Raw genomic sequence first — 13,918 nt, 5'->3', positions numbered from 1 at the left:
CCTTCAAGCAGATTTCGGGATGAGGCGCTCAAACAGCGCCTCCAGGGTATTAAAGCGCTCTTCGGCACGCTCCATCGGCACCATGAATTTGAACAGCGTAGCCCCTTCGAACTTGTAGCGGTTGGGTTGGCCCTGAATCAGTTTGATCAGCACCAATGGGTCCACCGGCGTTTGCGCCTCGAACTCGATGCGCCCACCCAGCGGCCCGGCGTCGACCTTCTTGATACCCAGCTGTTCGGCCTGCAATTTCAGCAGCGTCAGGCGCACCAGGTTCTTGGTTGGTTCGGGCAGCAGGCCGAAGCGGTCGATCATCTCGACTTGCAAGTCCTTGAGGCCTTCTTCGTCGGTGGCCGAGGCGATGCGCTTGTACAGGATAAGCCGCGCATGCACGTCGGGCAGGTAGTCTTCGGGAATCAACGCCGGCAAACGCAGGTTGATTTCCGGGCCGCCGCCCAAGGGTTGGTCGAGGTTCGGTTGTTCGCCCTTGCGGATGGCCTTTACCGCGCGTTCGAGCATCTCCATATACAGCGTGAAACCCACCGCCTGGATCTGCCCGCTCTGGCCATCGCCGAGCAATTCACCAGCGCCACGGATTTCCAGGTCGTTGGTGGCCAGTACAAAACCGGCACCGAGGTCCTGGGTGTTGGCGATCGCTTCCAGACGTTTTTCGGCATCGGAGGTGATCTGTTGGCGCGGCGGTGTCAGCAGGTAGGCATAGGCCTGGTGGTGGCTACGGCCCACACGGCCACGCAGCTGGTGCAATTGCGCCAGGCCGAACTTGTCGGCGCGCTCGATGATGATGGTGTTGGCGCTCGGCACGTCGATGCCGGTCTCGATGATGGTCGAGGCGATCAGCACGTTGAAGCGCTTGTGGTAGAAGTCGCTCATGACTTGTTCGAGTTCACGCTCGCGCATCTGCCCGTGGCCGATGGCGATGCGCGCTTCCGGCACCAGTTCGGCGAGGTCGGCGGCGCATTTCTCGATGGTTTTTACGTCGTTGTGCAGGTAGTAAACCTGCCCGCCCCGCAGCAGTTCACGCAGCAGCGCTTCCTTGACCGTGCTTTTGTTCTGCTCCATCACAAAGGTGCGCACCGACAAGCGGCGCGCCGGCGGCGTGGCAATGATCGACAGGTCGCGCATGCCCGACACGGCCATGTTCAGCGTGCGTGGGATCGGCGTCGCGGTGAGCGTCAGAATGTCGACTTCACTGCGCAGGTTTTTCAGCTGTTCTTTTTGACGCACACCAAAGCGGTGCTCTTCGTCGATGATCACCAGGCCCAGGTTCTTGATCTTCACGTCATCCGACAGCAGCTTGTGCGTGCCGATCACGATATCAATCTTGCCCTCGGCCAAGTCGGCGACGGCGGCGTTCACTTCCTTGGCGGACTTGAAGCGGCTCATCACTTCCACGCTCACCGGCCAGTCGGCAAAACGGTCGCGGAAGCTGTTGTAGTGCTGCTGGGCGAGCAGGGTGGTCGGCACCAGAATCGCTACTTGCTTGCCACCGTGCACGGCAATAAAGGCTGCGCGCATGGCCACTTCGGTTTTGCCGAAGCCCACGTCGCCGCACACCAGGCGGTCCATTGGCTTGGGCGCGAGCATGTCGGCGCGCACCGCTTCGATGGTGGTTTGCTGGTCCGGGGTTTCTTCGAAGGCAAAACCGGCGCTGAAGGTGGCGTAGTCGGCTTTCGGGTCAGCGAACGCATAGCCTTCGCGCGCGGCACGGCGGGCATAAATGTCGAGCAACTCGGCGGCCACGTCGCGCACCTGTTCGGCGGCTTTGCGCTTGGCTTTCTGCCAGGTCTCGGAGCCCAGGCGGTGCAACGGCGCCAGCGCGTCGTCGCTGCCGGTATAGCGTGCGATCAGGTGCAGGCTGGCCACCGGCACGTAGAGCTTGGCGCCCTCGGCGTATTCCATGGTGAGGAATTCGGCGGCCTGGTTGTCGATCTCCAGGGTCTGCAGACCCAGGTAGCGGCCCACACCGTGGTCGATATGCACCACCGGCGCGCCTTCGCGCAGTTCGGTGAGGTTCTTGATCACCGCGTCGTTGTTGGCGTCGGCGCGTTTTTCACGGCGACGGCGCTGCATCACGCGCTGGCCGAACAACGGGCTTTCGGCGATCAGTGCCAGGGCCGGGTCGTCCAGCAACAAGCCTTCGTCCAGCGGCGCAATGGTGATCGCCAAGCGCTCTTTGCTTTTGACAAAGTCCGGCCAGCTGTCGACGGTTTTCGGGCGCAGCTTCAGGCGTTCCAGCAGCTCCAGCAGCACTTCGCGACGGCCGGCGGATTCGGCGGTAAACAGCACACGGCCAGGGAAATCACCGAGGAAGTTGGACAGCGCTTCCAGTGGCTGGGTGGCTTTGGCCTGAATCGCCAGGTCCGGCAGCGTGCTCGCCGGGAAGCGCTCGCGGCCACCGCCGGCGTCCACGTCCTGCTGGCTGGCAACTACGCGTGGCCAGTTTTTCAGGCGGGCGAAGCAGTCTTCCACCGGCAGGAACAGTTCGGCGGGCGGCAATAAAGGCCGCGACGGGTCGACGCGGCGCTCTTCGTAGCGGTTGCGCACATCGTTCCAGAAGTTTTCCGCCGCCTGCTCGATGCCCGGCAGCGAGAACACTTGGGTGTCTGCGGGCAGGTAATCGAACAGGGTGGAGGTTTCATCGAAGAACAGCGGCAGGTAGTACTCGATACCGGCCGGGGTAATCCCGCTGCTTAAGTCCTGAAAGATCGGGCAGCGGCGGAAGTCGACGTCGAAGCGTTCGCGAAAGCGCGCCTTGAAGCGCGTGACCGCGTCTTTTTGCAGCGGGAACTCACGCGCCGGCAGCAGCTTGATCGACTCTACCTTGTCGATGGAGCGCTGGTTGTCCGGGTCGAAGGTGCGCAGCGTCTCGATTTCGTCATCGAACAGGTCGATGCGGTACGGCAGTTTGCTGCCCATCGGGAACAGGTCGATCAAGGCTCCACGCACCGCAAACTCGCCGTGTTCGTACACGGTGTCGACGCAACGGTAACCGCTGGCTTCCAGGCGCGTACGCATCTGCTCCACATCGAGCTTCTGGCCGACATCCAGCACCAGGCTGCTGCCGAGCAGAAACTTGGTCGGCGCCAGACGGTGCAGGGCGGTGGTGATCGGCACCACCAGCACGCCGTGGGCCAGTTCCGGCAGGCGGTACAGGCTGGCGATGCGCTGGGAAATGATGTCCTGGTGCGGCGAGAACAGGTCGTAGGGCAGGGTTTCCCAGTCGGGGAAATGCAGCACCGGCAAATCGGGGGCGAAGAAGCTCAGCTCCTGCTCCAGCCGCTCGGCGCTTTGGCTGTCGGCGGTGAGCAGCAGGGTAAAGCGCTTGGCTGCGCTGGCAGCCTCGGCAATGGCCAGGCTCAGGGCGGCACCGGGCAGGTTGCCCCAGTGCTGTTTACCTGCCGCGGCAGGGAGAAGCGGTAGACGCAGAACGGGCACGGAAGGTTGAGCTCCAAGCGTTGCGACAAAGTCGGTAATTGTAGCGGTCCAAGGTGCCGCCTGTCAGTTGCTGACTGAGCCTATTACGGTTTGCAGGAAATGTAGTGGCTAAGACAAACAATGGCGGGTTTTGACTCAATATGTAGTGCCATTTTGCGCGGATGTTTCGGAGGGTTACGGACAAGTTGGCACTATCGCGGTATGGGTGGCCTGCTGGAACCCGCGTGTTTACTGGCTTGTAGCGGGGTGGTATTTTTTTGCAAGGGCTTTTTGTTGTGCTCGGCGCATTGCTCAACGGGCAGTCGGACGACATAATGTAGCCCCTTTTTTCTGCCCCTACATGTGGAAGGTTCCCGTGACTCAGAAGCCCGACCAGTGTCTTGGTGAATGGATCGACCGTGAAGCACTCGCTGAAGCGATGATTCCGCTTATCGGTCAGCTGTACCGCAATAACAATGTGGTGAGCTCGATCTATGGCCGCAGCCTGATCAACCAGTCTGTCATCGCGATTCTCAAAGCGCACCGCTTTGCGCGTCACCGTTCCGCCGACGACAGCGAACTCTCCGTCCACGAAACATTCCCACTGCTCAAAGCCATGAGCGAGCTCAAGCTCGGCGCGGCTTCGGTAGACCTGGGCAAGTTGGCTTACAAGTTCCGCAAGGAAGGTGCCGGCCGCAGCGCCGAGCAGTTCGTGCGTGAAGAAATGGCCGATGTGGTTGGCCAGCAAAACGCCGCTGCCCGCAAAGGCACCGACGTGGTGTTGTACGGCTTCGGTCGTATCGGCCGCCTGCTGGCGCGCATCCTGATCGAAAAAACCGGTGGCGGCGACGGCCTGCGCCTGCGGGCCATCGTGGTGCGCAAAGGTGCCGAGAACGACCTGACCAAGCGCGCCAGCCTGCTGCGCCGCGACTCGGTACACGGCCCGTTCAACGGCACCATCGTCATCGACGAAGAAAACAACACCATCACCGCCAACGGTAACCTGATCCAGGTGATCTACGCGAAGAACCCGGCCGAGGTGGATTACACCCAGTACGGCATCAAAGACGCGCTGCTGGTGGACAACACCGGTGTATGGCGGGATGCCGAAGGCCTGGGCCAGCACCTGGCCTGCCCAGGTATCGACCGCGTTGTGCTGACTGCGCCTGGCAAGGGCAAGCTCAAGAACATCGTGCACGGTATCAACCACGGTGAAATCACCGCTGACGACAAGATCGTGTCCGCCGCTTCCTGCACCACCAACGCCATCGTGCCGGTGCTGAAGGCTGTGAATGACAAGTTCGGCATCGTTAACGGTCACGTTGAAACGGTTCACTCGTACACCAACGACCAGAACCTGATCGACAACTTCCACAAGGGCGATCGCCGTGGCCGTAGCGCCGCGCTGAACATGGTGATCACCGAGACCGGTGCCGCCACCGCTGCTGCCAAGGCCCTGCCTGAGCTGGCCGGCAAGCTGACCGGTAACGCGATCCGCGTACCGACGCCGAACGTGTCGATGGCGATTCTCAACCTGAACCTTGAGAAAGCCGCCACCCGTGAAGAGATGAACGAGTACCTGCGCTACATGGCGCTGCACTCCGACCTGCATAAACAGATCGACTTCGTTAACTCGCAGGAAGTGGTTTCCACTGACTTCGTTGGCTCGCGCCACGCCGGTGTGGTGGACGCTGAAGCGACCATTACCCAGGACAACCGCGTTGTGCTGTACGTGTGGTACGACAACGAGTTCGGCTACAGCTGCCAGGTGGTTCGTGTGATGGAAGACATGGCTGGGGTTAACCCGCCAGCATTCCCGCGCTAAGCCTTTGCGGTAAATGAAAAAGCCCCGACTGGTTCGGGGCTTTTTTGTGGCTGTTGGTTTTGTGGTGAATATCAGGGCCTCATCGCAGGCAAGCCAGCTCCCACATTTCGACTTGTGAACACCGTCAAATGTGGAGCTGGCTTGCCTGCGATAGCGGTCTATCAGGCGCCGCCAACCACCGAAGCCTGCGCCGTCCGCAATTCATGCCGATTGCCTTTAAACAGCACCAGCGTCGCAATCAACCCCAGCACCGCCGCGCCACTCAGCCAAATCCCCGGCGCCGCCTTGTTATCCAGCACATGGATCAGATAAGTACAGGCCGCCGGCGTAAACCCACCAAAGGTCGCCGTCGCCAGGCTGTAAGCCAGCGAAAACCCGGTGGTGCGCACTTCAATCGGCATGATCTCGGTAAGCGCCACCACCATCGCCCCGTTGTACGAGCCATACAGGAACGACAACCACAACAGCACGATCAGCAGATGGCTGAAACTCGGATTCGCCACCAGCCACGACAGCGCCGGGTACGCCGTGAGAATCGCCAGAATCGTCGCCCCTAGCAGTAAGGGTTTACGCCCGATCCTGTCGGACACCGCGCCCATCACCGGCAGCCAGATAAAGTTGGAAATGCCCACGCACACCGTGACCAGCAACGCATCGAAGTCGGACAAGTGCAGTTCGGCCTTGCCGAAGGTCGGGGTGTAGGCGGTAATCAGGTAGAACGACACGGTGGTCATCACCACCAGCGCCATGCCGGCAATGACAATGCCGAAGTTCTGGCCGATCGAACGCACGATTTCCTGCAGGGTAGGGCGGTGTTTACGCGCCTGGAACTCAGGGGTTTCTTCCAGCGAACGGCGAATCACGAAGATCACCGGCACAATCAGGCAGCCGATCAGGAACGGTACGCGCCAGCCCCAGTCGCCCATCTCTTCGGGGCTGAGCCAGTGGTTGAGGCCCACGCCGAGCAAACCGGCGAACACCACCGCAGCCTGCTGGCTGGCGGACTGCCAACTGACGAAAAAGCCTTTGCGGCCCGGCGTGGCGATTTCCGCCAGGTACACCGACACACCGCCCAGCTCGACGCCGGCGGAGAAGCCTTGCAGCAACCGGCCAAACAGCACCAGCAACGGCGCCGCAACGCCCAGGGTGGCGTAGCCGGGCACGCAGGCAATCAGGATGGTGCCCGCAGCCATCAAGGCCAGGGTGATGACCAGACCCTTTTTACGGCCGTGGCGGTCGATATAGGCGCCGAGGAAGATTGCGCCCAGTGGCCGCATCAGGAAGCCTGCGCCGAAAGTCGCAAGCGACAGCATCAGCGAGGCGAAGGCGCTGTCGCTGGGAAAGAAGGTTTTGGCAATGGCCGTGGCGTAGAAACCGTAGACCATGAAGTCGAACATCTCGAGGAAGTTGCCGCTGACAACGCGAAAAATCGCTTTGCCCTTGCCCGTGGTAGTGGACATGTCATGCACTCATTTTGGCTATCTTATTAGTGATCCCTGGTCATCATTCGTCCTTGCTGCAGTTTTGTAACAATATGTGTATTAGCCACTACCGGCAATCAAAATTGATAGCTAGCTGACTAAATGCGCAGTTGTCGGGGGCGATGAAAATCAAATGTGGGAGCGGGCTTGCTCGCGAATGCGGTGTGTCAGTCAGCATATGAGTCACTGATACACCGCATTCGCGAGCAAGCCCGCTCCCACAGGGAATTGGTGATTAGTTCAGGAGGGCGTTGCGCAGGCTGTCCGACAGGCCTTTCGGCGCCAGCCAGATACCGAGGTAGGCTTTTGCTAACGCCTCGTCACGACTGCTGAACACCACCTGCTCATTGATCTCCAGGTTCAGCCCGCGCCCAGGGCGAAAATCCAGGGCATAACGATCGCCCGTGCGGATGTTGCGGAAACTGGCGTGCAGTTGGTCCAGCTCTGGCTTCAGGCGGGCGAGGGTTGCAGCGGATTGCTGGCGTTCGAGGGTGGCCGTAGCGGCCTTGATCACATCATTGCGGTCGATGTCGCGAAAGTAATACAGCGCCAGGCGCACATCGTTTCGCTGGGTCCAGGCCTGTTTGGCGCTGATATCCGCTGGAGCGTACAGCGCGGCTGCGTACACATCCGCCCAGAGATACACCAGCACCGCCTGGTTTTTCAGCGCCAGTTCATGAGACTGCGCCGGGAAGCCAGCCTGTTTGAGCCGGTCCGCCTCATTGGCATGCACCGCAAACGAAAAAATCATCATTAAACACAAAACCACATGCCGCATAATGGCCCCGCCTGTGAAGGTGCGTGTCAGCAGTGTAATGCCAGTTTGCAGTTCCTGTAGTTAAGGCAAGACTGGCCTACGACGCGACCAAGGGTTAATGTGCGCGGCGTTGAGCCTTATATAGACTGTGCCCCGGCTCACACACTTGAGCCAAAAATTTCCTTCATGCCCGCTGGCCGCGGCATGATTTAGCCAGGCGTCCAACCGTACGCCTGGCCTGTTCTGAGGAGTACGCATGGCTGTCTACAACTACGACGTAGTGGTACTGGGTTCCGGCCCGGCTGGAGAAGGTGCGGCAATGAACGCCGCCAAAGCGGGGCGCAAGGTGGCGATGGTCGATAGCCGTCGCCAGGTCGGCGGTAACTGCACCCACCTGGGTACCATCCCGTCCAAGGCCTTGCGTCACTCGGTGCGCCAGATCATGCAGTTCAACACCAACCCGATGTTCCGGGCCATTGGTGAGCCGCGCTGGTTCTCGTTCCCGGACGTATTGAAAAGCGCTGAAAAAGTTATCTCCAAGCAAGTCGCTTCGCGTACCGGCTACTACGCCCGTAACCGCGTCGACCTGTTCTTCGGCACCGGCAGCTTTGCCGACGAGCAAACCGTCGAAGTGGTCTGCGCCAACGGTGTGGTCGAAAAGCTGGTGGCCAAGCACATCATTATCGCCACCGGTTCGCGCCCGTATCGCCCGGCGGATATCGATTTCCATCACCCGCGTATCTACGATAGCGACACCATCCTTAGCCTGGGCCACACCCCGCGCAAATTGATCATCTATGGCGCCGGCGTGATCGGCTGTGAATACGCCTCGATCTTCAGCGGCCTGGGCGTGTTGGTGGAACTGGTCGACAACCGCGACCAGTTGCTGAGCTTCCTCGACTCGGAAATCTCCCAGGCGTTGAGCTACCACTTCAGCAACAACAACATCACCGTGCGCCACAACGAAGAGTACGAGCGGGTCGAAGGCCTGGATAACGGCGTGATTCTGCACCTCAAGTCGGGCAAGAAGATCAAGGCCGACGCCTTGCTGTGGTGCAACGGCCGAACCGGCAACACCGACAAGCTGGGCATGGAAAACATCGGGGTCAAGGTCAATAGCCGTGGCCAGATCGAAGTGGATGAGAACTACCGCACCTGCGTACCGAACATCTACGGTGCCGGTGACGTGATCGGCTGGCCGAGCCTGGCCAGTGCTGCCCATGACCAGGGCCGTTCGGCCGCTGGCAGCATCGTCGACAACGGCAGCTGGCGTTATGTGAACGACGTGCCGACCGGGATCTACACGATTCCAGAGATCAGCTCGATCGGCAAGAACGAGCACGAACTGACCAAGGCCAAGGTGCCTTACGAAGTGGGCAAGGCGTTCTTCAAGAGCATGGCGCGTGCACAGATCGCCGGTGAGCCGCAAGGCATGCTGAAGATTCTGTTCCACCGTGAAACCCTTGAGGTTCTCGGCGTGCATTGCTTCGGCTACCAGGCCTCGGAGATCGTGCACATCGGTCAGGCAATCATGAACCAGCCGGGTGAGCAAAATACCCTCAAGTACTTTGTAAACACCACGTTCAACTACCCGACCATGGCCGAAGCCTATCGGGTAGCGGCCTACGACGGCCTCAACCGGCTTTTTTGAGCGGCTCCGGCCGGTGGCCTGAGCCGGCCGGGGAGACCGATTTCAGTAATTCTCGAGGGTGGCAGTGGCCAAACCGGGAAAGTCTGTAATCAGGCTATCTACGCCGAAGTCGGCGAGCCTGCGCATCAGCGCAGGTTCGTTGACCGTCCACACGGACACGTGCAAACCCTGACGCTGGGCTTTTTCCAGACGCTCGGGGGTGCACAGCGTCCAGTTCAATGCCAGGTATTCACAGCCGTAGTTCTGCGCGACCTTCAACGGGTCGAGCCAGGCGTATTCGGCCACCAGACCGCGTGACAGGTCCGGGGTGAGTTCCACCGCTGCTTTTAATACTTCCCGCGAACTTGAAGTGACGGTGACCTTGTCCATCAGGCCATGCCGCACCGCCATCTCGCGGATCGCCAACACGGTGGTCGCGGCGCGGGTGCGTGAGGCGCTTTTGACTTCCAACTGCCAGTGATCGAAGTCGCACTGTTCGAACAGTTCTTCCAGACGCGGAATCGGGCACGGTTTGACCCAGCCTGGGCCACCTTTGCGCGCGTCCATCTTTACCAGGTCCGCCGCCGAATACTCGACGACCTTGCCGCGCCGGTCGGCGGTGCGCTTGAGGGTCGGGTCGTGGATCACCATCAACTCGCCGTCCATGGACAGGTGCAAGTCCAGTTCGCAACGGCGTACACCGTGCTTGAGGCACTCCTGAAAGCTGGTCAGGGTGTTTTCCGGTGCTTCGCCTTTGGCACCGCGGTGGCCGTAAATCAGGGTCACAGTTGCTCCTTTGCGCCAGGTAACCTGGCGTAGTCAATACGTATTCAGAGGTCGTCGCTTTGTTCCCGCGCCAGACGGCGTTCCTGGGCCTGTTTCTGCAGGATATAGCGCGCCAGCAACTGGCGTTGGGCGTCGGTCATGGATTCGAACTCCGTGCCCACGTCAAAACCATCGCCCTTGGGGTCGCAATGCGTCACGCGTGCGCGCAGCAACAGGCCGAGCGCCTGGGGCATCAGCACCAGCTTGACCGCCAGATGCGCGGCGGGCGCCAGGGGCGTGGGGTGCTGGAAGTCGATGCCGCCTTCGGAGATGATCACCGGCTGCGGTGCGCCGACCTCGTCCAGCAGACCACGGGCCATGATCTGGCTGAGCAGATCCACGCGTTTGTTCTGGACTTTGAGGAAGGCGGCCAGGCTGCGATCTTTCTCGCTGATCTGGCGCAGCAGGTGCTGGGCTTCGAATTCGCTGAGGTGCAGTTCGCTGAGCAGATTGAACAGCGGGGAATCATCCAGCAACACTTCCTTGCTCGCCGCTTCCGGGGCAGACAGTGTGCTGATTTGAAGTGCGATCATGTCGTCGATACGGTAGTATTCGCGGCGTTCTTCTTCATCTAATGTCGACATGGCGAACCCAAAGTAGCGGTAATGGTCTGAGTGTAAAGCTGCTTACCTGACCCCGCCACCGGGACGTCTTCTTTTCCTCCGAACAAGCCCCGACATGTTCAGACCTCTCTTCGTATTTATCGGCACGCGTTATACCCGTGCAAAGCGCCGCAATCATTTTGTGTCGTTCATTTCCCTGACCTCGATGATCGGGCTCGCCTTGGGCGTGGTCGTGATGATCGTGGTGCTGTCGGTGATGAACGGCTTCGATCATGAGATGCGCACCCGCGTGCTGGGCATGGTGCCCCACGCGACCATCGAGTCCGATGAACCCATCAACGACTGGCAAAGCCTGGCCGCCAAGGTCAAGCAGAACCCCAAGGTGGTGGCCGTTGCGCCCTTTACCCAGATGCAGGGCCTGCTGACCAACGACGGCAAGGTGCAGAAGATCCTGCTCAATGGCGTCGACCCGGCCCAGGAACGTAACGTGTCGATCATCGACAAGTTCATGTTGCAGGGCAAGCTCGACGACCTGGCGCCCGGCAGCTTCGGCATCGTGATCGGCGACAAGGCGGCGGCCAAGCTCGGCGTGGGCATCGGCGACAAGCTGACCTTCGTCGCGCCGGAAGTTACCGTGACCCCGGCGGGCATGTTCCCGCGCATGAAGCGCTTTACCGTGGTCGGCACCTTCCACGTCGGCGCCGGCGAAATCGACGGCTACCTGGGGCTCACCAACCTTACCGACCTGGCGCGCCTGCATCGCTGGCAGCCGGATCAGGTGCAGGGCCTGCGCCTCAAGTTCAACGACCTGTTCGACGCACCGCGCGGCGCCTGGGAAATCGCCCAGCACCTGGGCGACTCGCAGTACTACGCCCGTGACTGGACCCGCACCCACGGCAACCTGTACCAGGCCATCCGCATGGAAAAAGCCATGATCGGCCTGCTGTTGCTGCTGATCGTCGCCGTGGCCGCGTTCAACATCATCTCTACCCTGGTAATGGTGGTGAACGACAAGAAGGGCGACATTGCCATCCTGCGTACCCTTGGCGCCACGCCGGGGCAGATCATGGCGATCTTCATGGTGCAGGGCACCGTGATCGGCGTGGTCGGCACCTTGATCGGCACCGCCGTTGGCATTCTGGCCGCGCTGAACGTCAGCGCCGCCATCGCCGCGCTGGAAAAAGTCATCGGCCACAAGTTTCTCAACGCCGACGTCTACTTCATCGACTACTTGCCGTCCCAGGTTCAGGCCCAGGACGTGTTGATGGTGGGCGGCGCCGCGTTGCTATTGAGTTTCCTTGCCACCCTGTATCCAGCCTGGCGCGCGGCACGCACCCAGCCAGCACAGGCCTTACGTTATGAGTGAATCGGGCATGAGTGAAAAAGCTATCTTGAGCTGCCGCAACCTGGGCAAATCCTACGAGGAAGGCCCGGAGTCGGTGGTGGTGTTGTCCAACCTGCAGCTGGAACTGCACCCGGGCGAGCGCGTGGCGATCGTCGGCAGTTCCGGTTCCGGCAAAAGTACCTTGCTCAACCTGTTGGGCGGCCTGGATACGCCTTCCGAAGGCAGCGTGTGGCTGGCCGGCGAAGAACTGTCGGCACTCGGTGAAAAAGCCCGTGGCCAACTGCGCAACCGTTCGCTCGGTTTTGTGTACCAGTTCCACCACCTGCTGCCGGAATTCACCGCACTGGAAAACGTGTGCATGCCGCTGCTGATCGGCAAGACCGCGATCCCCGAAGCCCGCCAGCGCGCCAAGGCATTGCTGGAGCGCGTTGGCCTCGGCCATCGCCTGGAGCACAAACCGGCTGAACTGTCCGGCGGCGAGCGCCAGCGTGTGGCCATTGCCCGTGCCCTGGTGAACAACCCCGGCCTGGTGATGCTCGATGAGCCGACCGGCAACCTCGACTCGCACACCGCGCAAGGCATCAAGGACTTGATGCTGGAGTTGAGCACCCAGATGCGCACCGCGTTCCTGGTGGTGACCCATGACATGAGCATGGCCCGCCAGATGGACCGCGTGTTGCACCTGCAGGAAGGTCATCTGGTCGCCATCTGACCCGTTTCAAGCCTGGCTTTTTTAAGCCAGGCTTTTTCATTTTTTTAAACGGTGCCCGCGAATGTTCAGACCGTTATCGATTTTTATCGGCACGCGCTATACCCGCGCCAAGCGCCGCAACCGTTTTGTCTCGTTTATCTCGATGACCTCGATGATCGGCCTCGCCCTGGGCGTGCTGGCGATGATCGTGGTGCTGTCGGTGATGAACGGCTTTCAGCGTGAAATGAGCACGCGCATTCTCGGCATGGTGCCCCACGCCACCATCGTCGGTGTGAACCCGATTGACAACTGGCAGCCCGTGGCCGCCGCCGCGCTGAAGAACCCCGAGGTCACGGCTGCGGTGCCGTTCACACAAATGGACGGCATGTTCTCCTACAAGGGCGCGATGCAGCCGATCGAGATCAGCGGCGTTGACCCGGCCCAGGAAGGCAAGGTGTCGATCGTGGCCCAGCATATCGTGCGCGGCAAACTCGAAGACCTCAAAGCCGGCGAGTTCGGCGTAGTGATCGGCGACATCACCGCACGGCGCTTTCGCCTGAATGTGGGCGACAAGCTCACCCTGATCGTGCCGGAAATCAGCACGGCCGCACCGGGTGGCATCACCCCGCGCATGCAGCGCTTGAACGTGGTCGGTATCTTCAAGGTCGGCGCCGAGCTGGATGGCTCCATGGCCCTGATCAACATGGCCGACGCCGCCGAGATCCAGCATTGGCAGCCGAACCAGGTGCAAAGCGTGCGCCTGGCGGTGAAGGATTTGTACGCAGCACCCAAGGTTTCGGCGGACATTGCTGCGAGCCTGGGCGCCGACTACAAGCCGGATGACTGGACCCACACCCAGGGCAGCCTGTTCAGCGCCATGAAGATGGAAAAGACCATGATCGGCCTGCTGTTGCTGATGATCGTCGCCGTCGCTGCGTTCAACATCATCGCCACGCTGATCATGGTGGTGAACGACAAAGGCGCGGATATCGCGATTTTGCGCACCATCGGCGCCACGCCACGGCAGATCATGGCGATCTTCATGGTGCAGGGCACAGTGATTGGTATTGTCGGCACCCTGATCGGCGGCGTGCTGGGCGTGATTGCGGCGCTGAACGTGAGTGAACTGGTGGGCTGGCTGGAGCGCGTGACCGGGCAGCATATCTTCAGTTCGGACGTGTACTTCGTCAGCAACCTGCCTTCCGAGCTGCAAGGCGGCGATGTGCTGCTGATTTGCACGGCCGGGTTTGTGTTGAGCTTTATGGCCACGATTTACCCGGCGTATCGGGCGGCGAAGATTGAGCCGGCGCATGCGTTGAGATATTCGTAATATCGATCGTTCCCACGCTCCGCGTGGGAATGCAGCCCG

At 60.7% G+C, this 13,918-nt stretch carries 10 protein-coding genes; 5 read left to right on the top strand and 5 right to left on the bottom strand.

What is annotated here, in order from left to right:
- Nucleotides 1–3: 3 nt before the first annotated feature.
- Nucleotides 4–3,453, bottom strand: a complete 3,450-nt coding sequence (mfd, locus tag ASE80_RS01085; protein WP_056857279.1) for a transcription-repair coupling factor — start codon at nt 3,451–3,453, stop codon at nt 4–6.
- Between the two features lie 340 nt (nt 3,454–3,793).
- On the opposite strand from mfd, the gene ASE80_RS01080 reads away from it, so the two are divergent.
- Nucleotides 3,794–5,257 (top strand): glyceraldehyde-3-phosphate dehydrogenase, encoded by a 1,464-nt coding sequence (locus tag ASE80_RS01080; RefSeq protein WP_017137429.1) that lies wholly within the window; start codon nt 3,794–3,796, stop codon nt 5,255–5,257.
- Nucleotides 5,258–5,418: 161 nt separating this feature from the next.
- Here ASE80_RS01080 and ASE80_RS01075 read toward each other — a convergent pair whose 3' ends face one another.
- Nucleotides 5,419–6,717 carry an MFS transporter gene (locus ASE80_RS01075; RefSeq protein ID WP_056857278.1) on the bottom strand — a complete coding sequence of 433 codons (1,299 nt, stop codon included), beginning with the start codon at nt 6,715–6,717 and terminating at the stop codon, nt 5,419–5,421.
- Nucleotides 6,718–6,973: 256 nt separating this feature from the next.
- Nucleotides 6,974–7,516 carry a chalcone isomerase family protein gene (locus ASE80_RS01070; RefSeq protein WP_056857277.1) on the bottom strand — a complete coding sequence of 181 codons (543 nt, stop codon included), beginning with the start codon at nt 7,514–7,516 and terminating at the stop codon, nt 6,974–6,976.
- A gap of 235 nt (nt 7,517–7,751) precedes the next feature.
- On the opposite strand from ASE80_RS01070, the gene sthA reads away from it, so the two are divergent.
- A complete protein-coding gene (gene sthA / locus ASE80_RS01065; protein WP_003189670.1) occupies nt 7,752–9,146 on the top strand; it encodes a Si-specific NAD(P)(+) transhydrogenase in 1,395 nt (464 codons plus the stop codon).
- 42 nt (nt 9,147–9,188) lie between these two features.
- Here the strand turns inward: sthA and ASE80_RS01060 are convergent, their stop codons facing one another.
- A complete protein-coding gene (locus tag ASE80_RS01060) occupies nt 9,189–9,911 on the bottom strand; it encodes a glycerophosphodiester phosphodiesterase (protein WP_017137433.1) in 723 nt (240 codons plus the stop codon).
- Between the two features lie 44 nt (nt 9,912–9,955).
- Complete coding sequence (locus ASE80_RS01055; RefSeq protein ID WP_056857276.1) at nt 9,956–10,534, bottom strand: PilZ domain-containing protein; 579 nt, start codon at nt 10,532–10,534, stop codon at nt 9,956–9,958.
- A 94-nt stretch (nt 10,535–10,628) separates the two neighbouring features.
- Between ASE80_RS01055 and ASE80_RS01050 the strand changes: the two genes are divergently transcribed.
- From ASE80_RS01050 to ASE80_RS01040, 3 genes are all read left to right on the top strand, one after another.
- A complete protein-coding gene (locus ASE80_RS01050) occupies nt 10,629–11,879 on the top strand; it encodes a lipoprotein-releasing ABC transporter permease subunit (protein ID WP_017137435.1) in 1,251 nt (416 codons plus the stop codon).
- A gap of 7 nt (nt 11,880–11,886) precedes the next feature.
- The gene (lolD, locus tag ASE80_RS01045) at nt 11,887–12,570 is read left to right on the top strand and encodes a lipoprotein-releasing ABC transporter ATP-binding protein LolD (protein WP_020372695.1); all 684 of its coding nucleotides are present in this window, start codon (nt 11,887–11,889) and stop codon (nt 12,568–12,570) included.
- A 61-nt stretch (nt 12,571–12,631) separates the two neighbouring features.
- A complete protein-coding gene (locus tag ASE80_RS01040) occupies nt 12,632–13,879 on the top strand; it encodes a lipoprotein-releasing ABC transporter permease subunit (RefSeq protein ID WP_056857275.1) in 1,248 nt (415 codons plus the stop codon).
- Nucleotides 13,880–13,918 lie beyond the last annotated feature (39 nt).

The sequence above is a fragment of the Pseudomonas sp. Leaf15 genome (genome assembly GCF_001421425.1).
Lineage (GTDB): Bacteria > Pseudomonadota > Gammaproteobacteria > Pseudomonadales > Pseudomonadaceae > Aquipseudomonas > Aquipseudomonas salomonii.
This window is presented reverse-complemented; position numbering and strand designations above follow the sequence as displayed.